This window comes from Hydrogenophaga sp. GW101-3F08, from assembly GCF_059424585.1.
In genome coordinates this window covers 210,749-234,230 of the sequence record NZ_JBWKZP010000002.1, presented here as the reverse complement: position 1 = coordinate 234,230, position 23,482 = coordinate 210,749, and the positions used below count along the sequence as shown (strand labels likewise).

General features: G+C 69.6%; 22 protein-coding genes. 17 read left to right on the top strand and 5 right to left on the bottom strand.

From position 1 onward, the window contains the following. The first annotated feature begins 136 nt into the window (after positions 1-136). From mutS to AC07YZ_RS06740, 4 genes are all read left to right on the top strand, one after another. Positions 137-2,737 carry a DNA mismatch repair protein MutS gene (gene mutS, locus AC07YZ_RS06755; protein ID WP_494794559.1) on the top strand — a complete coding sequence of 867 codons (2,601 nt, stop codon included), beginning with the start codon at positions 137-139 and terminating at the stop codon, positions 2,735-2,737. Then, on the top strand, positions 2,734-3,561 hold the full coding sequence (locus AC07YZ_RS06750; protein WP_494794195.1) for a proteasome-type protease: 828 nt from the start codon (positions 2,734-2,736) through the stop codon (positions 3,559-3,561). The genes mutS and AC07YZ_RS06750 overlap by 4 nt, the downstream gene beginning before the upstream one ends. Before the next feature lie 151 nt (positions 3,562-3,712). After that, positions 3,713-4,552 carry an alpha/beta hydrolase gene (locus tag AC07YZ_RS06745; protein WP_494794194.1) on the top strand — a complete coding sequence of 280 codons (840 nt, stop codon included), beginning with the start codon at positions 3,713-3,715 and terminating at the stop codon, positions 4,550-4,552. Positions 4,553-4,696: 144 nt separating this feature from the next. Continuing rightward, positions 4,697-6,628, top strand: a complete 1,932-nt coding sequence (locus AC07YZ_RS06740) for a PAS domain S-box protein (protein ID WP_494794193.1) — start codon at positions 4,697-4,699, stop codon at positions 6,626-6,628. A 16-nt stretch (positions 6,629-6,644) separates the two neighbouring features. Here the strand turns inward: AC07YZ_RS06740 and AC07YZ_RS06735 are convergent, their stop codons facing one another. Next, positions 6,645-7,469: an undecaprenyl-diphosphate phosphatase gene (locus AC07YZ_RS06735; protein WP_494794192.1), complete on the bottom strand. Its 825-nt coding sequence runs from the start codon at positions 7,467-7,469 to the stop codon at positions 6,645-6,647. A 112-nt stretch (positions 7,470-7,581) separates the two neighbouring features. Further along, positions 7,582-8,175, bottom strand: a complete 594-nt coding sequence (locus AC07YZ_RS06730) for a DUF1439 domain-containing protein (protein ID WP_226493926.1) — start codon at positions 8,173-8,175, stop codon at positions 7,582-7,584. A 244-nt stretch (positions 8,176-8,419) separates the two neighbouring features. Between AC07YZ_RS06730 and AC07YZ_RS06725 the strand changes: the two genes are divergently transcribed. The 5 genes from AC07YZ_RS06725 to AC07YZ_RS06705 are packed head-to-tail and all read left to right on the top strand — an operon-like array spanning position 8,420 to position 12,006. After that, positions 8,420-8,716, top strand: a complete 297-nt coding sequence (locus AC07YZ_RS06725) for a 2TM domain-containing protein (protein WP_226493927.1) — start codon at positions 8,420-8,422, stop codon at positions 8,714-8,716. After that, positions 8,713-9,786 carry an alpha/beta hydrolase family protein gene (locus tag AC07YZ_RS06720; RefSeq protein ID WP_494794191.1) on the top strand — a complete coding sequence of 358 codons (1,074 nt, stop codon included), beginning with the start codon at positions 8,713-8,715 and terminating at the stop codon, positions 9,784-9,786. The genes AC07YZ_RS06725 and AC07YZ_RS06720 overlap by 4 nt, the downstream gene beginning before the upstream one ends. 40 nt (positions 9,787-9,826) lie before the next feature. Continuing rightward, positions 9,827-10,141, top strand: coding sequence for a 2TM domain-containing protein (locus tag AC07YZ_RS06715; RefSeq protein ID WP_494794190.1), 315 nt, complete (start codon positions 9,827-9,829; stop codon positions 10,139-10,141). Positions 10,142-10,153: 12 nt separating this feature from the next. After that, complete coding sequence (locus tag AC07YZ_RS06710) at positions 10,154-11,209, top strand: sensor histidine kinase (RefSeq protein WP_494794189.1); 1,056 nt, start codon at positions 10,154-10,156, stop codon at positions 11,207-11,209. Continuing rightward, complete coding sequence (locus AC07YZ_RS06705; protein ID WP_494794188.1) at positions 11,206-12,006, top strand: LytR/AlgR family response regulator transcription factor; 801 nt, start codon at positions 11,206-11,208, stop codon at positions 12,004-12,006. Before AC07YZ_RS06710 ends, AC07YZ_RS06705 begins: the two co-directional genes overlap by 4 nt. 154 nt (positions 12,007-12,160) lie before the next feature. Here the strand turns inward: AC07YZ_RS06705 and hutC are convergent, their stop codons facing one another. Next, complete coding sequence (gene hutC / locus AC07YZ_RS06700; protein ID WP_494794558.1) at positions 12,161-12,877, bottom strand: histidine utilization transcriptional repressor HutC; 717 nt, start codon at positions 12,875-12,877, stop codon at positions 12,161-12,163. A 161-nt stretch (positions 12,878-13,038) separates the two neighbouring features. On the opposite strand from hutC, the gene hutU reads away from it, so the two are divergent. From hutU to hutG, 5 genes are all read left to right on the top strand, one after another. Continuing rightward, positions 13,039-14,733, top strand: coding sequence for a urocanate hydratase (gene hutU, locus AC07YZ_RS06695; protein ID WP_494794187.1), 1,695 nt, complete (start codon positions 13,039-13,041; stop codon positions 14,731-14,733). A 113-nt stretch (positions 14,734-14,846) separates the two neighbouring features. Continuing rightward, positions 14,847-16,388: a histidine ammonia-lyase gene (hutH, locus tag AC07YZ_RS06690; RefSeq protein WP_494794186.1), complete on the top strand. Its 1,542-nt coding sequence runs from the start codon at positions 14,847-14,849 to the stop codon at positions 16,386-16,388. A gap of 7 nt (positions 16,389-16,395) precedes the next feature. Continuing rightward, positions 16,396-16,980, top strand: coding sequence for a HutD/Ves family protein (locus tag AC07YZ_RS06685; RefSeq protein ID WP_494794185.1), 585 nt, complete (start codon positions 16,396-16,398; stop codon positions 16,978-16,980). Further along, entirely contained in the window at positions 16,977-18,191 is a 1,215-nt protein-coding gene (hutI, locus tag AC07YZ_RS06680; RefSeq protein WP_494794184.1) for an imidazolonepropionase, read from the top strand. The genes AC07YZ_RS06685 and hutI overlap by 4 nt, the downstream gene beginning before the upstream one ends. After that, complete coding sequence (gene hutG / locus AC07YZ_RS06675) at positions 18,188-19,126, top strand: formimidoylglutamase (RefSeq protein ID WP_494794183.1); 939 nt, start codon at positions 18,188-18,190, stop codon at positions 19,124-19,126. The genes hutI and hutG overlap by 4 nt, the downstream gene beginning before the upstream one ends. An 8-nt stretch (positions 19,127-19,134) precedes the next feature. On the opposite strand, the gene AC07YZ_RS06670 is transcribed toward hutG, so the two are convergent. Then, positions 19,135-19,581 (bottom strand): hypothetical protein, encoded by a 447-nt coding sequence (locus AC07YZ_RS06670; protein WP_226493938.1) that lies wholly within the window; start codon positions 19,579-19,581, stop codon positions 19,135-19,137. 138 nt (positions 19,582-19,719) lie between these two features. Here AC07YZ_RS06670 and AC07YZ_RS06665 point away from each other — a divergent pair, with 138 nt between their 5' ends. Then, entirely contained in the window at positions 19,720-20,358 is a 639-nt protein-coding gene (locus AC07YZ_RS06665; protein WP_494794182.1) for a DUF924 family protein, read from the top strand. A 12-nt stretch (positions 20,359-20,370) separates the two neighbouring features. On the opposite strand, the gene AC07YZ_RS06660 is transcribed toward AC07YZ_RS06665, so the two are convergent. Next, positions 20,371-20,814, bottom strand: a complete 444-nt coding sequence (locus AC07YZ_RS06660) for a hypothetical protein (RefSeq protein WP_494794181.1) — start codon at positions 20,812-20,814, stop codon at positions 20,371-20,373. A gap of 238 nt (positions 20,815-21,052) precedes the next feature. On the opposite strand from AC07YZ_RS06660, the gene AC07YZ_RS06655 reads away from it, so the two are divergent. Continuing rightward, positions 21,053-21,994, top strand: coding sequence for a glutaminase (locus AC07YZ_RS06655; RefSeq protein WP_494794180.1), 942 nt, complete (start codon positions 21,053-21,055; stop codon positions 21,992-21,994). Positions 21,995-22,102: 108 nt separating this feature from the next. Continuing rightward, a complete protein-coding gene (yjjJ, locus tag AC07YZ_RS06650; protein ID WP_494794179.1) occupies positions 22,103-23,449 on the top strand; it encodes a type II toxin-antitoxin system HipA family toxin YjjJ in 1,347 nt (448 codons plus the stop codon). Positions 23,450-23,482: the final 33 nt, after the last annotated feature.

The window sequence follows — 23,482 nt, the reverse complement described above, 5'->3', positions numbered from 1 at the left end:
GGGAGCGGCGGGTGAAGGTGGGAAGATTGTGAGGCAAAGCCCATTGGGGGAAAACCCGAACTGCTACAGTCTTGGGCCGACCCGAAACCGCCCCCACGAGCACGCTTTGAACGCCCCGCTGGACAAACACACCCCCATGATGCAACAGTACCTCGGCCTCAAGGCCGGGTACCCGAACACGCTGCTGTTCTACCGCATGGGCGACTTCTACGAGCTGTTCTTCGCCGACGCGGAAAAAGCCGCCCGCCTGCTCGACATCACGCTCACGCAGCGCGGCCAGTCGGCCGGCGAGCCGGTGGTGATGGCCGGCGTGCCCTTCCATTCGGTGGACAACTACCTCGCGCGCCTCATCAAGCTCGGCGAATCGGCCGCCATCTGCGAGCAGGTGGGCGATGTGGCCACGGCCAAGGGGCCGGTGGAGCGCAAGGTGGTGCGCGTGGTCACGCCCGGCACGCTGACCGACAGCGAGCTGCTGTCCGACAAGACCGAAGCCGTGCTCATGGCCGTGCACGCGGGCGCGCGCACCGGCGTCGGCCTGGCCTGGATGTCGGTCACGCAGGGCATCGTGTTCCTGGCCCAGTGCGCCAGCGACGAGCTGGCCGACTGGATCGCGCGCACCGCGCCGGGCGAGCTGCTGTACAGCGCCGAGGTCACGCCCGCGTTTGAAAAGAACGTGCAGGCGCTCGCGGCCCAGCCGCTGGCCAATGGCCAACGCACCGTGGCCGTGCTGCGCCCGGCCTGGGCGTTTGACGGCGCTCTGGGCGAACGCAAGCTGCTCGAACAACTGGGCGCCGCCAGCCTGGCCGCCTGGGACGCGCAGGGCCTGAGCGACGCGCACGCCGCCGCCGCCGCCCTGCTCGACTACGCCGAACACACCCAGGGCCGCGCGCTCAGCCACGTGAAGAGCCTGCGCGTGGCGCGCAGCGACGAACTGATCGACCTGCCGATCACCACCCGCCGCAACCTCGAACTCACCCACACCCTGCGCGGCGAGACCAGCCCCACGCTGCTCTCCCTGCTCGACGTCTGCCAGACCGGCATGGGCAGCCGCGCGCTGCGCAGCTGGCTGCTGGAACCGAAGCGCGAACGCACGGAAGCCCGCGCGCGGCTCGACGCCATCGGCCTGCTCCGCAACGGTCTGGGCCACACGCTGCGCAACGCACTCAAGGGCGCCAGCGACGTGGAGCGCATCACCGCGCGCACCGCGCTGCGCCAGGTGCGCCCGCGCGAACTGGTCGGCCTGGGGCAGACGCTGGGCCGCGCGCAGCAGCTCGCCCAGGCCCTGCACCACGGCCTGCCCGAAAACGGCCCGGCCCTGCTGCAGCGGATCGCCGCCGACCTCACGCCCCCCGCCGGCTGCGCCGAATTGCTGCGGGCCGCGCTGCTGCCCGAGCCGGCCGCGCTGGTGCGCGACGGTGGTGTCATCAACGACGGCTTCGACGCCGATCTGGACGAACTGCGCGGCATCCAGACCAACTGCGACGGCTTCCTGATCGACCTGGAAACGCGCGAACGCGCCCGCACCGGCATCGCCAACCTGCGGGTGCAGTTCAACAAGGTGCACGGTTTTTACATCGAGGTCACGCAGGGCCAGATCGACAAGGTGCCCGACGACTACCGCCGCCGCCAGACGCTGAAGAACGCCGAGCGCTTCATCACGCCCGAACTCAAGGCCTTCGAAGACAGGGCGCTGAGCGCGCAGGAGCGCGCGCTGGCGCGCGAGAAACACCTGTTTGAACAGCTGCTCGATCAGTTGCAGGCGCACATCGACCCGCTCACCCGCCTGGCCCGCGCGCTCGCCGCGCTGGACGCGCTCTGCGCGCTGGCCGAACGTTCGCTCACGCTGAACTGGAGCGCACCCCAGTTCGTGGCCGAGCCCTGCATCGAGATCCGCGGCGGGCGCCACCCGGTGGTGGAAGCGCGGCTGAACGAAACCAGCGGCGGCAGCTTCATCGCCAACGACACGGTGATGGGCCCCAAGCAGCGCATGCAGGTCATCACCGGCCCCAACATGGGCGGCAAGAGCACCTACATGCGCCAGGTCGCGGTGATAGCTCTGCTCGCCAGCATGGGCAGCTACGTGCCGGCGCTGGCCTGCCGCCTCGGCCCGATCGACGCCATCCACACCCGCATCGGCGCGGCCGACGACCTGGCCAACGCGCAGTCCACCTTCATGGTCGAGATGACCGAGGCCGCGCAGATCCTGAACGCCGCCACACCACAGAGTCTGGTGCTGATGGACGAGATCGGTCGCGGCACCTCCACCTTCGACGGCCTGGCGCTGGCCGGCGGCATCGCGGCCCACCTGCACGACAAAGCCAAGGCTTTCACCCTGTTCGCGACGCACTATTTCGAACTCACCGAATTCCCGGCCGGCCACCACGCCGCGGTGAACGTGCATGTGAGCGCGGTCGAAGGCGGTGGAAAATCGGGCATCGTGTTCCTGCACCAGATCGAACCCGGCCCGGCCAGCCGCAGCTACGGCATACAAGTTGCAAGGCTCGCCGGCGTGCCGGCCGCGGTGGTGCAGCACGCGCGCCACGCCCTGGCCGCGCTGGAGAACCACAGCGAGCAAAGCCGCAGCCAGGTCGATCTGTTCGCCCCGCCGCCACCGAGCGCCGAGCCCGAAGCCCACCCTTTGCAGACCGCCCTGCAAGGCATCGACCCCGATGCGCTGTCCCCGCGCGAAGCCCTGGAACAGCTCTACGTCCTCAAGAAACTGGCTGAAAAATCATGACCTACTGTGTCGCCGTCAAACTCAACGCCGGGCTGGTGTTTCTTTCCGACTCGCGCACCAACGCGGGCCTGGACCAGATCAGCACCTTCCGCAAGATGATCGTCTACGAGAAGCCGGGCGAGCGCTTCATGTGCCTGCTCTCGGCGGGCAACCTGAGCATTTCGCAATCGGTGCGCGAGATCCTGCAGGTGGAGCAAGTGAAGGACATCGATGGCGGCGAGCCCATCACCATCTGGAACGCCAAGAGCATGTTCGACGCCGCGCGCGTGCTGGGCTCGGCGGTGCGCCACGTGTACGAGCGCGACGGCGAATCGCTCAAACGCGCCGGGGTGGAGTTCAACGTCTCCATGATCTTCGGCGGCCAGATCCAGGGCGAGGGCATGCGCCTGTTCCAGGTCTATTCGGCCGGCAACTTCATCGAGGCCACGGCCGAGACCCCGTTCTTCCAGATCGGCGAGTCCAAATACGGCAAACCGGTGCTCGACCGCGTGATCACGCCCGAGACCCCGCTGGACGAGGCCGCCAAATGCGTGCTCGTGTCCATGGACTCCACGCTCAAGTCCAACCTCTCGGTGGGCCTGCCGCTGGACCTGGCGGTGTACGAGGTCGACCAGATGCAGAGCGACAAGATCACCTGCATCGACGACAACAACCCCTACTTCCGCATGGTGCACAACACCTGGGGCCAGAAGCTGCGCGAGGTGTTCGACAGCATCGAACACCCGACCTGGGACGGCGCCCACACCGAGGTGCCGCTGCTGTGCAGCGGCCCGCGCAACCAGCCTCTGAAGAAGATCGGGAACGCCAAAGAGAAGTTGATCTGATGGCAACCATGGCTCCTGCCGTGCGGGCGTGCGCCATCCTCCGGCGCGAAGTGTTCCAACACAGGGGTGCGGTGGAACCGGCTTTGCCGGGCCACTCGCATCGCCCCCTTGAGGGGGTGACGCGCCAACGGCGCGGCGCAGGGGTGGGCTGATGTCCCTCATCATTTTTTCCCACGCCAACGGCTTCCCCGCCGGCACCTATGGCGTTTTGTTCCGGTCGCTGCGGGCGCGGGGCTTTTCGGTGCGGGCGGTGGAGAAATACGGCCACGAACCGCAGTACCCCGTCACCAGCAACTGGCCGCATCTGGTGCAGCAGCTGGCCGATTTCGCGGCGCCGGAGATGGAGCGCCATGGTCAGGGCGCCTGGCTGGTCGGTCACTCCATGGGGGGATTCATCAGCCTGATGTGCGCGGCGCGCCACCCCGAGCTGGGAGGGCACCAGGTCAAGGGCGTGCTGCTGATCGATTCGCCCGTGCTCGGCGGCTGGCGCGCGCGCACGCTGGAGCTGGTCAAACGCACCCAGCTCGTGGGCTCGGTCTCGCCCGGCAAGGTCAGCCGCAAGCGCCGCGACAGCTGGCCCGACGCCGACAGCGCCTGGGAACACTTCGCCCACAAGAAGGCCTTTGCGCGCTGGGAGCCGCAGGTGCTGCGCGACTACATCGACCACGGCACCCACGAGACGGGCCATGGCCCTGGCGCCCAGCGGGTGCTGAGCTTTCGGCGCGAGGTCGAGACCGCGGTCTACAACACCCTGCCCCACAACCTGGACCGCCTGCTGCGCCGCCACCCCCTGCAATGCCCGGTCGGGTTCATCGGCGGCACGGAGTCGCTGGAGATGAAGCAGGTGGGCATGGCCATGACGCACAGGCTGGTGGGTCGGGACCACCCCGAGCGCCTGCTCATGGTGGAAGGCAGCCACCTGTTTCCGATGGAAAAACCCCAGGAAACGGCCGCGGCCATCGAGCGAGCGCTGCACGCCCTGTCGCGCTGAGCGGCCACCGGCGCCCGGCTGCGGGCACCGAAGGGCAAGACATGCAGGGAATCCGGTATTTGTTCGCACGGCCGGTCCAAGGCGTCCTCCGGTATAACGGAGAGCACTGGCACACTGTTCCCCTACCGGACTCGCCCAGCACCCATGCCCTACTCCGACCCGCCGTCGAGCCCGATCCATCGCCTCTGGCGGGAGATCGCGGGTTGGCAGCCCGAGCGCCACAGCGCCTGGAGCCGTTATGCCGTCGCCGTGGCCATCACGCTGGCGGCGGTCGGGCTGCGCCTGGCCGTGGCACCGCCCGAATCGGGCGGGCGCTTCATCACGCTGTCCCTGGCCGTAGCCCTTTCGGCGCTGTACGGCGGTTTTCGGGCCGGCATGCTCAGCACCGTTCTGGGCATGGTGGTGGTCAATTTTTTCATGGTCAAACCCTATGGCTCGCTGGCGTTTCACGACCTGCGCGAAGCGTTCTGGCTCAACCTGTGGCATTTCGTCACCGAGCTGGTGGTGGTGGGCGCCATCGCGCTCATGCAGCGGCAAAACCGCCTCTGGCGCGAAGCCAGCGAAGCGGTGCGGCGCAGCACCCGGCAACTGGAAGACACCTTTGAGCACAGCGCCACCGGCATGACCCACAGCCAGCTGGATGGGGGCTGGATCCGCGTCAACCAGACCTATTGCGATCTGCTCGGCTACACCCGGCAGGAAATCGAGACCATGAGCTTCCGGGATTTCACCCATCCCGACGACCTGGAGCTGGACCTGAGTCTGCAGGCGCGCACCCTGGCGGGCGAGATCGACCACTACAGCATCGAAAAACGCTACATCCACAAACAGGGCCACACCGTCTGGGTGCACCTGACGCTGTCCCTGGTGCGCACGCCCGCGGGAGAGCCCGACTACCTGATCGCGGTGGTGCAGGACGTGAGCGACCGCAAGGCGACGGAGGTGGCCTTGCGCGTCAGCGAACAGCTGTTGCGCCAGGCGCAGCACATGGCGCGGCTGGCCCCCTGGCAAGCCAACCTGACCACGGGGCGATTCACCACCCTGTCCGAAGCGCCCGAGTTTCTCGACATGCCCTTCACCGACTACAGCGCCGAAGACCTGCTGGCCATCATCCACCCCGAAGACCGCCCGCTGGTGCAGCGGCAATGGCCGCTGGCACTGCGGGGCAAGGTGGCCTACAACGTCGAATACCGTGTATTGATCGGCGGTCAGGAACGTTGGCATTCGGTACAGGCGGAATTCGAACGCGACGCACAGGGCCGCGCGGTGCGCGCGCTGGGCGTCACGCAGGACGTGACCGAGCGCAAACGGACCGAGCTCGAAATCCAGCGCCTCAACGCCTCGCTGGAGCAGCGCATCCAGCAACGCACCCAGGCCCTGCGGGGCGCCTACGACGAGCTGGAGAGCTATTCCTACGCGGTGGCGCACGACCTGCGCTCACCGCTGCGCATCATCAACGGATTCGCCCAGGCCCTGCAGGAAGACAACCCGGCGCTGGACGCCGCCAGCCACACCCACCTGCAGCGCATCATGGGCGCCAGCAAGAAGATGGGCGAGCTGATCGACGGCCTGCTCAAGCTCTCGCAGTTCGCGCGCGGCGAGGTGCGGCGCGAGCCGGTCAACCTCAGCGCCATGGCCACGCGCCTGTTCGAAGAGCTGGCCGGCGAGCACCCCCAGCGCGAGGTGGCCTGGTCGGTCGAACCCGGGCTGCAGGCCCTGGCCGATCCGTCCCTGGTGGAAGCCCTGATGCAGAACCTGCTGCACAACGCCTGGAAGTACACCGCCACCACGGCCCAGCCCTGCATCCGGGTGTACGCCCGCACACTGGACGGCCAGACGCACTACTGCATCAGCGACAACGGCGCGGGTTTCGACATGGCCCGCTCCGACAAGCTGTTCCAGCCGTTTCAGCGGCTGCACATGCCCAACGAATTCGCCGGCCTCGGTATCGGCCTGGCGACCTCGCGGCGCATCGTGCAGCGCCACGGCGGCGAGCTGCAGGCCTGGGGCGCCCCGGGCGAAGGCGCCACCTTCTGCTTCACCCTGCCCGCCGCCACCGACGCCCCGGGCGGGTGAAGGGCGCTGCGGCCCCTCAGGCGGCCCAGTTCACCCAGCCGAAATGGGCGGTCAGCAGGATCAGCGCGCCAAAGGCGATGCGGTACCAGGCAAACGGCACGAAGCTGTGGCTGGCCACGTAGCGCAGCAGCCAGCGAATGCAGACCCAGGCGCTGAGAAACGCGAACACCAGGCCCACGGCAAACAGCGGCAGATCGGCCATCGAGAGCATGTCGCGCGCCTTGTAGAGGCTGTAGGCGCCGGCGCCGATCAGGATCGGGATGCCCAGAAAGAAGCTGAAGTCGGTGGCCACCTTGCGCGACAGGCCGAACAGCATGCCGCCGATGATGGTGGAGCCCGAGCGGCTGGTGCCGGGAATCAGGCCGAAACACTGCGCCAGACCCACCTTCAGCGCGTCCAGCGGGGTCAGGTCGTCCAGATCGTGCACGCGCACATTGGCCTGCTGGCGCCGCTCCGCCCAGAGGATGACGAAGGCCCCCACGATGAACGCCGTGGCCACCACCGTCGGGGTGAACAGGTTCGCCTTGATGGCCTTGCCAAGCAACAGGCCCAGAACGACCGCGGGCAGGCAGCCGATGACCACGTTCAGGGTGAAGCGCTGCGCCGTGGGCTGCGAGGCCAGACCCAGCAGCGTGGCGCGCAGGCGCTGCGCGTACACGATGATCACCGCGAAGATCGCGCCGGTCTGGATCGCGATCTCGAACACCTTGGCCCGCTCGTCGTGAAAACCCAGCAGGCTGCCGGCCAGGATCAGGTGACCGGTGGAAGAAATCGGCAAAAACTCGGTCAGGCCCTCCACCACGCCCATGATGGCGGCCTTGATCAGCAACACAAGATCCATACAACAGTGTCCGGCACGCGGCGCGGTTCGCAAAAAAGACAACAGGCCAACCGCTGGCCTGTTTGTGCAGCGCCTATCCTAAGGCAACGCTGAACAAGTCCCTCGCGGCGCGCTATTCCTGTTGAACCGGATCCAGTCGCAGTTGCAGCCCCCCGGGCACCACCTGCAGCCCGCCGGGCTGGTAGCCCCAGCCTTGCGCCGTCTCCAGGTCTTTGGGCTTGAGGCGGTAGACCACCAGATCGGGCAACAGGTTTTCCACCAGATCGGTGCCCAGCCGCCGGAAACGCGCCGCATGGGCCGGCGACATGCCGGGCAGGTCCAGCCCTTCCATGCGCACCCCGGTGAGCCGCACCGTGTTGTCCACGGGCTCCAGGCGCAGGCCGTAGCTCAGGGTCAGCGTGCCGCGCTGCGTGCGCGTCTCCACCAGCGGGGTACCCACCGTGAAATCGAGCTGGGTGCCGATGCGGTTCTCCGCCGGGATCAGGCGCACCCGGGGCGAGGTGAGGGACACGTCGAACAGGTCGAGAAGGCGACTGTTGTGCGGAAACTGCCGCGTCACGGCTTCGACCAGTTTCGCCTCCGGGATGTCCACCGTGCGGGGCCCGGGCCGCAGCGAGGCGCAGCCCGGCAGCGCCAGCACCAGCAGCGCGCCGGCCCCCAGGGCACAGGCGGTGAACAGTTGTCGTCGGGTGGTGGGGTGGGTCATGCGGTGTTCCTCTGAGGGGACGACGGCACCGCGCACGCCGCCCAAGCGCTGGCGGTCTGGCGCGGTGGGGCCAATGTTCCATTGTAGGAACCGCCGTTCGCGCGACCCGGTGGCGTTTCACACCCCCACCGCGGCATTTCATCGCAACCCGCTCGCGCCGGCTCTGCGCCCGCGGCACAGTCGCGCCACGTCCCCGCACTGCCCCACCTGGCAGTCCCCTCCCGCCCCACCACAAGGAGTCCCCATGCCCACATTTCAAACCCCGTTGTCCCCCGAACTGGAGCGCCAGGCGCGCCGCCGGGCGGGCCAGCAGACCGGCTGGCTGGTCCACGCCACCGTGTTCGCCCTGGTCAACGCCGCGCTGTGGCTGGCCGGCCACCGCGGCGGATGGCTGGGCCTGCCCACCGGTGGCTGGCTCATCGGCCTGCTGATCCATGGCGCCGTGGTGTGGCTGCGCCCGCAGGGTCAGCACCTGCACCAGCACCTGCTGACCCGCGAACGCCGTCGGTTGGCCGGGCAAGAGGCCAGGCGCCTCCCATGAAGGCGCCGCCGGTTTCAGGGCGGCGCCAGCCCACCGCCTGGCTCGCGGCGCTGGCCCTGGCGGGCCTGGGCCTGCTGCTGGCCACCCCGGCCCGGGCCGCGACCGGTCTCACCGAGTTGCCGGGGCTGGCGGGCGACGGCCCGGTGACGGTGTTCTACCCCTCCAGCGCCAGTGAGCAGCCGCTCCAGCGCGGGCCCTTCACGCTGAACCTGGCCTGGCAGGGTGAACCGGTGCGCGGCAATGCGCGGCTGGTGGTGATCTCGCACGGTTCCGGTGGCAACCCGTGGGTGCACGCCGACCTGGCGGGCGCTCTGGTGAAGGCGGGCTTCGTGGTGGCCGTGCCCCAGCACCGGGGCGACCACACCGGCGGGTTCACCGACCCCGGCCCCACCAGCTGGAAACGGCGCCCGGGCGAAGTCTCGCGCGCCATCGACGCGCTGGCCCAAAGCCCCCGCTTCGCCCCCTTGCTGGCACTGGACCGGGTGGGCGTGTACGGTGGCTCGGCCGGTGGCCACACGGCGCTGACCCTGGCGGGTGGGCGCTGGTCGGCGACCCGTTTTCGCGACCACTGTGAAGCCCACATCGCGGAGGACTTCCCATCCTGCGTGGGCTTCACCACCCGGCTGCGCGGCGATGTGCTCGACCCCCTCAAACTGTCGCTGGCGCGTGCCGTGATCCGCTGGCGCTTTGACGACGCCAGCTGGCACAGCCACCACGACCCGCGCATCCAGGCCGCCGTGGCCAGCGTGCCGTTCGCGGCCGATTTCGACATGGACTCGCTGCGTGCGCCCCGCATCGCGCTCGGTCTGGTGGTGGCGGGCCGCGACGTCAACCAGCTGCCCCGCTTCCACGTGGGCGCGGTGCGCGCGGCCTGCGGCCCCTGCGTGGTGATCGCCGACCTGCCCGAGGCCGGCCACGGCGCCATGCTGTCGCCGCTGCCACCGTTCCCGCCCGGCAGCCTGGAACACGACCTGCTGGGCGACCCGCCCGGCTTCGATCGCGCCGTGCTGCCCGAGGTCGACCGCCAGATCGCCGGCTTCTTCCGGCAGCACCTGCTGGCACCCCCGTGAACCGCACGCCCCGGCTCGCCCTAGAATGCCCCGCACACCCATGAACACCCCCTTGTCCCCCGACGAAATCGAACTGCTGGCGCGCCGGCGTGCCGGCGCCAAACTGGGCTGGTACATCCACGCCACGGTGTACCTGCTGGTCAACCTGTGCTGGTTCATGCTCTGGCAGTTCGGCCCCGAATTCGGCCTTGGCGCGCGCCGCTGGTCGATCTTTCCGGTGCTGGGCTGGGGTCTGGGCCTTGCTCTGCACGGCGTCTCGGTCTTCGTGCTGGGCAACGGCAGCGGGCTGCGCGAACGGCTGGTGCAGAAAGAACGCGAACGGCTGCAGCGTGGGCGCGGCCCTGGCGGCAGCTGAGCGCCAGAGACCATGAAGCCCGACGGCATCACCCTGCTGCGGCACCTCCTGCAGGTGTGGGCCTTTGCGCTGGTGATCGCCACGCTCCAGTACGCCTTCATGCCCGAGCGCCCCTATGGCCCGCCGGTGGCGTACTCGCTGATCATCAGCACGCTTGCCTGGGCCATCATCGATCTGGGGCGCCGACTCATGCCATCGGCCGCCGAGACCGGCTGGCCACCGGGCTGGGCCGGCGTGCTGCTGGTGCTCACGGGCATCACCGTCGGCTACCTGCTGGGCACCTTTCTGGCCGACCAGCTGTGCCGCCACTACGGCTGGTACCTGGCCGGGGGCGGCGCCAACACGGCCACGCCACTGCGCACCTCGATCCTGATCACGGCCCTGGCCGGCGTGGTGGTTTCCTACTATTTCTACAGCGCCAACAAAGGCGCCTACCTCGAACGCAAGATGCGCGAGGCGCGCCAGCATGCCAACGAAGCGCGGCTGAAACTGCTGGAGGCCCAGCTCGAACCCCACATGCTGTTCAACACCCTGGCCAACCTGCGCGCGCTGATCGGCACCGACGCGGCCCGCGCGCAAACCATGCTGGACCACATGATCGCCTACCTGCGCGCCACGCTGGCCGCCTCGCGCAACAGCGACAGCACGCACACGCTGCAGGCCGAGTTCGACCGGCTGCGCGACTACCTCGCGTTGATGAGCATCCGCATGGGCCCGCGCCTGAGCTGCACCCTGGACCTGCCGGCCCCGCTCGCCGCCCAGCCCGTGCCCGCGCTGCTGCTGCAGCCGCTGGTGGAAAACAGCATCCAGCACGGACTGGAGCCCAAGGTGGAGGGCGGCAGCATCCGCGTGAGCGCCCGCCAGGAGGGCCCCGACCTGGTGCTCGAAGTGGCCGACACCGGGGTGGGTCTGGCGCCCCCGGGCAGCACCACCACCGGGCCAGGCTTTGGCGTGGTCCAGGTGCGCGAGCGCCTGGCCACCGTGTACGGCAGCCGCTCCACCCTGGCACTGTGCGCCGGGGCCGACGGCGGCACGCGCGCCACCCTGCGTCTGCCCCTGCGACCATGAACGCCAGCGCCCTGATCGCCGAAGACGAACCGCTGCTGGCCGCCGCCCTGCGGGCCGAGCTGGCGCGCGCCTGGCCGGCGCTGCGCATCGTGGCCGTGGTCGGCGACGGCCGGTCGGCCGTGGCCGAGGCCCTGCGGCTGAAACCCGACCTGCTGTTCCTCGACATCCGCATGCCCGGCCAGAGCGGCCTGGACGCCGCCGCCGAACTCGCCGACGAGTGGCCCGCCGACACCCCGTTTCCCGCCATCGTGTTCGTCACCGCCTACGACCAGTACGCCGTGCAGGCCTTCGAAGCGCAGGCGGTGGACTACCTGCTCAAGCCGGTGCAGCCCGAGCGCCTGGCGCGCACGGTGCAGCGCGTGCAGCAGGTGCTGGCGCAGCGCAGCCCCGCCAACGTGGCCGCACCGCTGGAACACACGCTGACCCAGCTGCGCGCCCTGCTCGCGCCCGCGCTGGCGGCCACGCCCAGCGAGCCGCTGCGTGTGATCCAGGCCAGCCTGGGCCAGCAGATCCGGCTGGTACCGATCGACGAGGTGCTGGTGTTCGAGGCCGCCGACAAATACGTGCGCGTGCTCACCGCAGACACCGAGCTGCTGATCCGCACCCCCCTCAAGGAGCTCATTCCCCAGCTGGACGCCAGCCTGTTCTGGCAGGTGCATCGGAGCACCGTGGTGCGCGCCACCGCCATCCACAGCGTGCACCGCGACGAAGCCGGCAAGCTCAGCCTTGACCTGCGCGGCCTGAAGGAACGCCTGCCCGTCAGCCGCCTCTACGCCGGGCGCTTCAAGGCGATGTAGGCACAGCGACGGAGCGTGGAGGCATGGTCCGCTGCGCGTGCCTTCACCCAGGGCAGCCGTGGAACCGGCTCCGCCGGGCCACAGGGCTGCGTCCCCCCTCCCGCCGAAGGCGACAGAGAGGGGGGAAGCCGCGCAGCGGCGCAGGGGGGCGTTCCTAAAAGCTGCCGGTGAACCGGTAACGCGCCGCCGGGTGCCACATCGCCGCCACCGAGGCCACCTGGCCTTGCGAATGCGTCTGTCGGCGCAACACCAGGCAGGGTTCTTCGGGCGCCATGTGCAGCATCTCGGCCACGTCGCGCGGCGGCAGGCAGGCTTCGATGACGAAGCGCACGCCCTGCAGCGGCGCCACCCGCATCAGGTAGGCGTTGGGCGTCTGGCTGTTGAAGTCCATCTGCAGGTAGTCCGGCGCCACCGTCGGGTTGACGTAGCGGTCTTCGACCTGGATCGGCTCGCCGTTCTCGAAGTGCACCACCACCGAATGGAACAGCGGCTGCTCGGCCTTCAGCCCGAACTGCCGACCCAGCGCCTCGCCGGCCTTGGTGCGCTCCAGCTTGTGCAACTCGCTGCGGTGCACGTGGCCACGCGCGGCGATCTCTTCGGCGATGTTGCGGATCTCGACCAGCGTGGCCTGGTACTTCTGCTGCGCCACGTAAGTGCCCGAGCCCTGCACCCGCTCCACGATCTGCTCGTCGCTCAGCTCGCGGATCGCGCGGTTCACCGTCATGCGCGACACGCCGAAGGTGCGCGCCAGCGCCTCTTCGCCCGGGATCGCCTCGCCCTCCTGCCAGATGCCGCTCTGGATCTGCGCCAGCACATGCTGCTTCACCCGCAGGTAGGCGGGTGTGCGGTCGTCGTCGGCCGGGGCTGGCAAGGGGGTGGAACCGTTGTTCACAGGGTTTCTACCGGGGTGCAAACCGATGAAGTGGTATTGACAGGAGGGATTATGGCCAGATAAAGTTGTATATACATATCATAGATGTGTGTTTCTATATGTATAGCCATACCATCGAAAAAGCCCCGAGGAAACCGCCCATGAACACCCACACCGACCCCCGCCTCGACCCCACCCGTGTCATCCGCGCCCCGCGCGGCACCACGCTGAACTGCAAGAACTGGATCGCCGAGGCCGCCTACCGCATGATCCAGAACAACCTCGACCCCGAAGTCGCCGAGAACCCGCAGCACCTCGTGGTCTACGGCGGGATCGGCCGCGCCGCGCGCGACTGGGCCTGCTTCGACCAGATCCTCGCCTCGCTCAAAGACCTGAACGACGACGAGACCCTGCTGGTGCAGTCGGGCAAGCCGGTGGGCGTGTTCAAGACGCACGCCAACGCCCCGCGCGTGCTGATCGCCAACAGCAACTTGGTGCCCAAGTGGGCCACCTGGGAACACTTCAATGAACTCGACCGCAAGGGCCTGTTCATGTACGGCCAGATGACCGCCGGCAGCTGGATCTACATCGGCAGCCAGGGCATCGTGCAAGGCACCTTTGAGACCTTCGTCGAGGCCGGCAAGCAGCACTACAAGAACGATTTGTCCGGCCGCTGGATCCTCACCGCCGGCCTGGGTGGCATGGGCGGCGCGCAGCCGCTGGCCGCCACGCTGGCCGGCGCCTGCTCGCTCAACATCGAGTGCCAGCAGAGCAGCATCGACTTCCGCCTGCGCACGCGCTACGTGGACAAACAGGCACGTGACATTCACCACGCGCTGGAGCTGATCCAGGAGCACACGGCGAAGAAGGAGGCCGTCTCCATCGCCCTGCTCGGCAACGCGGCCGAAGTGCTGCCCGAGCTGGTGAAACGCGCGAAGGCCGGCGGCATCAAACCCGACCTGGTGACCGACCAGACCTCGGCGCACGACCTGATCAACGGCTACCTGCCGGTGGGCTGGAGCGTGGCGCAGTGGAAGGCCGCGCAGAAGGACCCGGCGCAGCACGCCCGCCTGAGCGCCGAAGCCGCCCAGAGCTGCGCGGTGCACGTGCAGGCCATGCTGGACTTCCAGAGCATGGGCATCCCCACGGTGGACTACGGCAACAACATCCGCCAGGTCGCATTCGACCAAGGCGTACAGAACGCGTTCGATTTCCCCGGCTTCGTGCCCGCCTACATCCGCCCCATGTTCTGCGAGGGCAAAGGCCCGTTCCGCTGGGTCGCGCTCTCGGGCGACCCGGAAGACATCTACAAGACCGACGCGAAGATCAAGGAACTGTTCCCGAACAACCACCACACGCACCGCTGGCTCGACATGGCGCGTGAGCGCATCGCCTTCCAGGGCCTGCCCGCGCGCATCTGCTGGCTGGGCCTGGGCGAGCGCCACATCGCCGGCCTGGCCTTCAACGAGATGGTCAAGAACGGCGAGTTGAAGGCGCCGATCGTGATCGGCCGCGACCACCTGGACACCGGCTCGGTCGCCAGCCCCAACCGCGAAACCGAGGCCATGAAGGACGGCACCGATGCCGTGAGCGACTGGCCGCTGCTCAACGCCCTGCTCAACACCGCCGGCGGCGCCAGCTGGGTCAGCCTGCACCACGGTGGCGGCGTGGGCATGGGTTACTCGCAGCACGCGGGCATGGTGATCGTGGCCGACGGCACGGACGCCGCCGCCGAACGCCTGGCGCGCGTGCTGGTGAACGACTGCGGATCGGGCGTGATGCGCCATGCGGATGCGGGCTATGAACTGGCGATTGCCACCGCAAAGAAGCAAGGCTTGAAACTCCCGATGCTTTGACCCCCCCGCGCCGCCTGCGGCGTCACCCCCCAGGGGGCAACGCCTGTGGCCCGGCAAAGCCGGTTCCACGGCGTTCTGGACCCAAGACACCTCTCACCGACATACTGGTCAACATGAACTCTTCTCTCACCCTGCAACCCGGCCAGATGACGCTGGCCGACCTGCGCACCGTCTGGCAACAGGCCGTGCAGGTGCAACTCAGTAGCGACGCGCACGCCGGCATCGCGGCCTCGGCCGCGGCGATCCACGCCATCGTGCACAAAGGCGATGCGGCCTACGGCATCAACACCGGCTTTGGCAAGCTCGCCAAGACGCGCATCCCCGACGACCAGTTGGAGCTGCTGCAGCGCAACCTGATCCTGTCGCACTCGGTGGGTACCGGCGAGCCCATGAGCGACGCCACGGTGCGCCTCGTGGTGCTGATGAAGGCGGCGAGCCTCGCGCGCGGTTATTCGGGCGTGCGCCCGGTGGTCATTCACACCCTGCTCGCGCTGCTCAACGCCGGCATCACGCCCCGCATCCCGGTCAAGGGCTCGGTCGGCGCTTCGGGCGACCTCGCGCCGCTCTCGCACATGACGCTGGCCCTGATGGGCGAAGGCGAGGTGCGCGTGAACGGCGAATGGCGGCCCGCCGCCGCCGCGCTCAAGGCCGCCGGCATTGCGCCGCTCACGCTCGCGGCCAAGGAAGGCCTGGCGCTGATCAACGGCACCCAGGTCTCCACCGCGCTCGCGCTGCACGGCCTCTTCATGGCCGAGCGCCTGCTCGAAGCCGGCACGGTGACCGGCGCGCTCAGCGTGGACGCGGCCAAGGGCAGCGACGCGCCGTTCGACCCGCGCATCCACGCCGTGCGTGGCCAGCCCGGCCAGATCGCCGTGGCCGCCGCCACGCGCGCCCTGCTCGCGGGCAGCCAGATCCGCCTCTCGCACGTGGTGGACGACGAGCGCGTGCAGGACCCCTACAGCCTGCGCTGCCAGCCGCAGGTCATGGGCGCCTGCCGCGACCTCATCGCCAACGCCGCGCGCACCCTGCTCACCGAGGCCAACGCCGTCACCGACAACCCGCTGGTCTTCACCGACACCAACGAGGTGCTCTCGGGCGGCAACTTCCACGCCGAGCCGGTGGCCTTCGCGGCCGACACGCTGGCGCTGGCCATCGCCGAGATCGGCGCCATCTCCGAGCGCCGTATCGCGCTGCTGATCGACAGCACGCTCTCGGGACTGCCGCCCTTCCTGGTGGACAACCCGGGCCTCAACAGCGGCTTCATGATCGCCCACGTCACCGCCGCCGCGCTGGCCTCGGAAAACAAGTCGCACGCGCACCCGGCCAGCGTGGACAGCCTGCCCACCAGCGCCAACCAGGAAGACCACGTGAGCATGGCCACCTACGCCGGGCGCCGCCTGGCCGAGATGGCCGACAACACCGCCACCATCCTCGGCATCGAGTGGCTGGCCGCCGCGCAGGGCGTGGACTTCCACCGCCCGCTCGCCACCTCGCCGCGCCTGGCCCAGGCCCACGCCACGCTGCGCGCCCAGGTGCCGTTCTACGACAAGGACCGCCTGTTCGCGCCGGACATCGAAGCCGCGCGCCGGCTGGTGCTGGAGGGTGCGGCCGGTGCGGAGCACCAAGACCTGTTCGCCGAAGTCTGGTCACACTGAGCGCGCCGTGAACACCGCCTCCATCGTCACCGTCGACAGCACCCCGGCCACGCCGTGGCGCAACGGTGGTGGTGTCACGCGCGAGCTGTTGGCCTGGCCCGGCCCGGCGGACTGGCGGCTGCGCATCAGCGTGGCCGACATCGCCGTTGACGGCCCTTTCTCGGCCTTCCCCGGCGTGCGGCGCTGGTTCACGCTGTTGTCGGGCGAGGGCGTGGCGCTGGACTTCGCCGACCACCCGCTGACGCTGCGCCCCGGCGATGCGCCGCTGGCCTTCGACGGTGCCGCCACGCCCGGCTGCCGCCTGACCGGCGGCCCGGTGCGCGACCTCAACCTCATGGTTCGCGGCGGCACGGGCGGCATGGCCGCCGTATCGCCCGGCGCTGCATGGTCAGCCCCCGCCAGCGCCCAGGCCGGCCTGTTCGCGCGGGTGCCCGGCCGCTGGCGCAACGGCGACCAGCAGCGCCCCCTGCCCGCCCTCAGCCTGCTCTGGTTCGATGCACCGCCGCCGGGCGGCTGGCGCTTCGAACCGGACGTCCCCGCACCAGCCGTCGGCTGGTGGCTGCACCACATCCCCGAAGGCACAAGACCATGACCACCACCCTCTGGCACAACGCCCGCATCGCCACGCTGGACCCCAGCCACGGCGCCGACGGCTGGGGCCTGGTCGAAGACGGCGCTCTGCTCACCGAAGGCGAGCGCATCACCTGGGTCGGCCCGAACCGCGGCCTGCCGGCCCACGCCCGACCGGCGCACGAGGTGGACCTCGGCGGCGCACTGCTCACCCCCGGCCTGGTGGACTGCCACACCCACCTGGTCTACGGCGGCCAACGCGCGGCCGAGTTCGAGCAGCGCCTGCAGGGCGCGAGCTACGAAGCCATCGCGCGAGCCGGTGGCGGCATCCGCTCCAGCGTCGCGGCCACCCGCGCCGCCAGCGAAGACGCGCTGCTGGCCAGCGCCACGCAGCGCGCCCGCTGCCTCATGGCCGAAGGCGTGACCACGCTGGAAATCAAATCGGGCTACGGGCTCTCGCTGGAGACCGAAGCGCGCTGCCTGCGCGTGGCGCGCCGGCTCGGCACCGAGCAACGCCTGGATGTGCGAACCACCTTCCTCGGCGCCCACGCCCTGCCGCCCGAATTCGACGGCCGGCCCGACGACTACATCGACGCCGTCTGTGCCTGGCTGCCCGAGCTGCACGCCCAGGGCCTGGTGGACGCGGTCGATGCCTTCTGTGAAAATATCGGCTTCAGCCCCGCACAAACGCGCCGCGTCTTTGAAGCGGCAAAAGCCCTGGGCCTGCCCGTCAAGCTGCACGCCGAGCAACTCTCCGACCAGGGCGGCGCGGCGCTCGCGGCCTCGTTCGGCGCGCTCTCGTGCGACCACCTCGAACACCTGAGCGACGACGGCATCGCCGCCATGCAAGCCGCCGGCACCGTGGCCGTGCTGCTGCCCGGCGCGTATTACTTCCTGCGCGAAACCAAGCTGCCGCCGATCGCGGCGCTGCGCGCGGCCGGCGTGCCCATGGCCGTGTCCACCGACCACAACCCCGGCACCTCGCCAGGCCTCTCGCTGCTGCTCATGGCCAGCATGGCCTGCACGCTGTTCCGCCTCACGCCGCTGGAAGCGGTGCAGGGCATCACGCTGCACGCCGCGCGTGCGCTGGGCCTGCACGACCGCGGCCAGCTCACCGCCGGCCAGCGCGCCGACTTCGTGGCCTGGGAGCTGGAGCACCCGAACGAACTGGCCTACTGGTTTGGCCGCAACCCCTGCCGCCGCGTGATCGCGGCGGGTCTGGAGCACCCATGAACCCGACAGAACCCTTTGAATGGCGCGGCCGTGAAGACGCCGAAGAAACCGGCGTCAGCACCCGCTGGCACCATCGCGTTCGGCCCGCCGCCGCCGACAGCACCGGCGGCGTCACGCTGATCGGCTTTGGCGTGGACGAAGGCGTGCGCCGCAACGCCGGGCGCACCGGCGCCGCCCTCGGGCCGCTGGCACTGCGTGGCGCGCTGGCCAACCTGCCGGTGCTGGGCGAACCGGCGCTGTGGGACGCGGGGGATGTGAGCTGCGCCGACGGCGCGCTCGAAACCGCGCAGGCGCAACTGGGCGAGCGCGTGGCCGGGGCCCTGGCGCGCGGCAGCCTGCCGCTCGTGCTCGGTGGTGGCCACGAAATGGCCTGGGGCACTTTTCAAGGCATCGTGCAGGCCCGGCCCGACGCCAGCCGCCTGCTGGTGGTCAACCTCGACGCCCACTTCGACCTGCGCGTGGCCGCCCAGGGCAATTCGGGCACGCCGTTTCGCCAGATGCACGACTGGTGCGCCGAACGCGGCCAAGCCTTCCAGTACCGCGTGTTCGGCATCAGCCGATTCGCCAACACCCAGGCCCTGTTCGACCGCGCCCATGCCATGGGCGTGCGCTACTGGCTCGACGATGGCCTGCAGGACGCCGCGGGCCTGCGCGATGCGCAGCAGGCGCTGGCCACCGACCTCGCGCGCTGCGATGCGGTGTATCTCACGGTGTGTCTGGATGTGCTGCCCGGGGCGCAGGCCCCGGGGGTATCGGCACCCGCCCCGCTGGGTGTGCCGCTGGCGCAGGTGGAGCGGCTGATCGATCAGGTGCTGGCGTCGGGCCGCCTGGTGGCGGCCGACATTGCCGAACTCAACCCGGCGCTGGACCGTGATGGCCTGACAGCCCGGGTGGCGGCGCGGCTGGCGGCGCGCATTGCGCGCAGCCGCGCCTGAGGTTTCACTCAGCGGCGGTAGTAATCGCGGCGGTCGTCATCGTCCCAGCGGTTGTCGCGGCGGTCATCGTCCCAATCGCGGCCGTGGCCGTGGCGGTGACCCCAACGGTGGCCGTGGCCCCGGCCGGGGTGGTAATACACCGGCGCTGGTGCCACCACCACGGGGCGCACGTAGCGGTACGGGCGGTGCACCACCACCGGTTCTTCATAGACCACCACCGGGCGGCCGTAGGAATACACCGGCGGCGGGTAATACACCACCGGCGGCGCGTTCGACACGCCCACGGACACGCCGGGTGAATTCACGCCAACGGACCAGTAGACGTCTCCCCTGGCGTGAGCCTGGGTGGCCACGCCAGACATGGCCCAGCCCCCAGCGGCCAGTGCGGCGATCGCGAGACCGCGGGCCCAGGCGGAGCTGCGGCTCCAGTGGGTGCTCAAAGACATCGTGTTCATGGTTATCTCCTGGTTGCAGAGCTATTGTGGCCCCGTACGCGTATTACAAACAAATCCCCTGTAACCTGTACCGCATGCACGGTCAAAGACGTTGCCAGACGTAACCAGCCGCCGCCGAGCCCCCAGAAAAAGACCGCCATGAACGCCAACACCCCACCGACCACCCCGACTCCCGTGTCCATGGCGCTGGAGGTGCTGGACTTCTGGTTCGGCGACGCCCTGCAAAGCGACTGGCCCGCCGACGATCGCAACGCCCTGTGGTTTGGCGGCGACAGCGCGCTGGACCAGCAGATCACCGAGCGCTTCGGCCCGCTGGTGAACGCTGCGCTGGACGGCGGCTGCCAGGCCTGGGAAGCCAGCCCGGAAACGCGGCTGGCGCTCATCGTGGTGCTGGACCAGTTCCCCCGCAACGTGTTTCGCGGCCAACCACGCGCGTTCGCGGGCGATGCCCGGGCGCAGCAGCTGGTGTTGCGGACCCTGGCGCTGGGGCAGGACGCCGCCTTGCCCCGCGTGGGCCGGGTGTTTCTCTACATGCCGCTCATGCACGCCGAACACCTGGACCTGCAAGACGAATGCGTCTCGCGCTTCAGCGCACTGCTCGAAGGCGCCACGCCCGAGCTGCGCGACACCCTGGCGGGCAACCTGCGCTTTGCCCACCTGCACCGCGACATCATCGCCACCTACGGGCGCTTCCCCCACCGCAACGCGGCGCTGGGCCGCGCCAACACCTCGGCCGAAGAAGCCTTCCTGACGAACGGCCCGCGCTTCGGGCAGTGACGGCACCAGGCCTCAGGACCAGGTGCGCAGCACCAGCGCCGACAGCACAGCGCCCGCGGCGACCAGGCCCAGGGCCGTGACCAGCCGGCGCGCCAGGCCCGGCCCATCCTGGCCGGCGGCCTGGAAAGAAGGCTCGACCGGCGGCGCCGCCTCGACCATGCGCGGCATGGGGCTGATCAAGGTGGACTCCAGCGGCAGCTCGGCCGGCTCCGGGCGGGGTTTTGGCGCCGGGGCGGTGCTCGGCGCGACCACGCGCGTGGGGCTGCCGGGCATGGCCCAGCTGGCCCACAGCGCATGCGCCTCCGACGGCACGATGGCACCCCGCTCCACAGCGGCTTCCACATCGCGCCACGCCAGCTGCACCCGCACCGAGGGCAGGAACACGTCGTCGGCGTGGGTCTCGAGCCAGCGCGTGTCCTCGGCGTCGGGCATGGTGTCGGGGTCGTCGGTGATCATGGCGTAAGGTCGGATGGCAGGGAACGGTTCATCCCACCATATACGAAAGCGCGAACCGCTGAGCCCCCTGGCCCCGCCCCTCGTCGCCCGGCCCGCGGCGGCCGGTACAAACGCACACCCTGCGGTGCACCCGGCTCGGGCCGGAGCCAGCCCGGCCCGATGTTCATCTTGCATACCCACCCTCGCAGCCCGGCATACGGGCCTTTGCGGGCCGCACACCGCCCCTAGAATGCGCGCCATGCCCAGCCGCCACCTGCCCGCCATCCTGGACCAGATCCACACCGAAGCCCAGCCCCTGTTTGGCCAGGGCCACGTGGCCGACTACATCCCCGCTCTGGGTGAGGTGCCGCCGCGCCAGTTCGGCATGGCGGTGGCGCTGTGCAGCGGCGAGACCCACGCCGTCGGCGACGCCCACACGCCCTTTTCCCTGCAGAGCATCACCAAGCTCTTCACCTTCGTGCTGGCGCTCAAGCTCGTGGGCGACGAACTCTGGCAACGCGTGGGCCGCGAGCCCTCGGGCGCCGCGTTCAACTCCATCGTGCAGCTGGAAACGGAAAACGGCATCCCGCGCAACCCCTTCATCAACGCGGGCGCGCTCGTCATCACCGACATCCTCACCACCCGCTACGCCCACCTCGACTACGCCCTGCTCGGCGCCCTGCGCCGCCTGGCCGACGACCCCGGGCTGCACTGGAACGCCCGCATCGCCAAAAGCGAGCGCGACACCGCCCACCGCAACATGGCCATGGCCTACTTCATGAAGAGCCACGGCAACTTCCACAACCCGCCCGAGCTGGTGCTGGACAACTACTGCCGCCAGTGCGCCACCGAAATGAGCTGCGCCCAGCTCGCGCAGGCCACCATGTTCCTCGCCAACGGCGGCCGCGATCTTGGCCACCAGGGCCAGCCCGACGAGCAGTTTCTGAGCGCCGACGACACCCGCCGCGTCAACGCCCTGCTGCTCACCTGCGGCGCCTACGATGCTGCGGGCGACTTCGCCTACCGCATCGGCCTGCCGGTGAAAACCGGCGTGGGCGGCGGCATCGTGGCCATCGTGCCCGGCGTGGGCACGGTGGCGGTGTGGGCGCCCGAGCTGGACGCCAAAGGCAATTCGGTGCTCGGCGCCTTCGCGCTGGAGCGGCTGGTGCAGCTCACGGGCTGGGGGCACAACACGCTCTAAATGCATTCGGTTGAATGGGCTTGAAACGGCATTTTTTCTTGAAATCCATTGATAAACAATGGGTTTTCGTTGAAAATTCAATTCAAGTATTCATTCAAAAATTCATTCATGAGCCCCCAAAATCCCACCGAGAGCGGGCTGCTGCAGGCCCTGCGCAGCCTGGGCGGCCAAGCCGGCGGCGCCCAGTTGCAGCAAGGCCTGGGCATCAGCCAGCCCACCCTGTCGCGCCTGCTGGCGCCGTTGGTGGCCGGCGGCCAGGTGGTGGCGGTGGGCGCGGCGCGGGCGCGGCGCTACCTGCTGCCGCGCGAGGTGGAGGGCGTGGGCCGCCAGGTGCCCATCCATGAAGTCACGCCGCCAGGCGAGCTGCGCCCGTTCGGCACGCTCTACCCGCTGGCCGGCGGCGGCTTCTGGATGGACGAAGCCGACAAGGCGCACGGCAGCAGCGCCTACCACCCCAGCCTGCCCTGGTTTCTCTACGACATGCGGCCCCAGGGCTTTCTCGGTCGGGGCTTTGTCGACACGCACCCGGCCCTTCAACTGCCCGCCAACCTGCAGCACTGGAGCGACGACCACATCTTGAAAGCGCTGGTCAACGCCGGCGAAGACCTGCCCGGCAACCTCGTTGTCGGCACCGCCGCGTTCGACCGCTACCTGAGCCTGCCCGCGCCGCAGCGCAGCCGCGCGCCCGTGGTGAACGCGCCCGCCGTGCAATACCCTGCCCTGGCCGCACAGGCGCTGGGCCAGACCCTGGCCGGTTCCAGCGCCGGCGGCGAGCAGCCCAAGTTCAGCGCGCTGCGCGAAGGGCACCCGGTGCTGGTGAAGTTCTCCCCGGCCAGCGAGAGCGCCACCGACCAGCGCTGGCGCGACCTGCTGGTCTGCGAAGCCCTGGCCCTGCACACCCTGGCGGACGCCGGCATCAGCGCCGCCCACACCGAACTCATCGAGGCCGAGGGCCGCGTCTTCCTCGAAAGCCGCCGTTTCGACCGCACGCCGCAAGGCCGTGTGGGCATGGTCTCGCTCGAGGTCTACGACCGCCAGTACATCGGCCAGGGCACCAACTGGGTCGACACCGCCCGCCGCTCCGACCAGGCCGGCCCCGAGCGCCTGAGCGCGGCCGATGTGACCACCCTCTGCCTGCTCGACGCCTTTGGTGCGCTGATCGCCAACACCGACCGCCACCACGGCAACATCTCGCTGCTGCTGCGCGACCACCGCTGGCAGCTCGCCCCCGCCTACGACATGCTGCCCATGCTCTACGCCCCCGTGGCCGGTGAACTGGTGCCGCGCGACTTCGCCGCCCAACCGCCGCGCCCCAGCGTGCACACCCTGGCCGTGTGGCCGCAGGCGCGCGAACTGGCCACCGGGTTCTGGCAGCGCGTGGCGGACGATGCGCGCATCAGCGCCGGGTTCCGGGCGATGGCCCAGGCCAACGCCGCGCTCGTGGCCGGGCTCTGACCACACCTATCGCTGCCGCGTTTGAGGGATTGC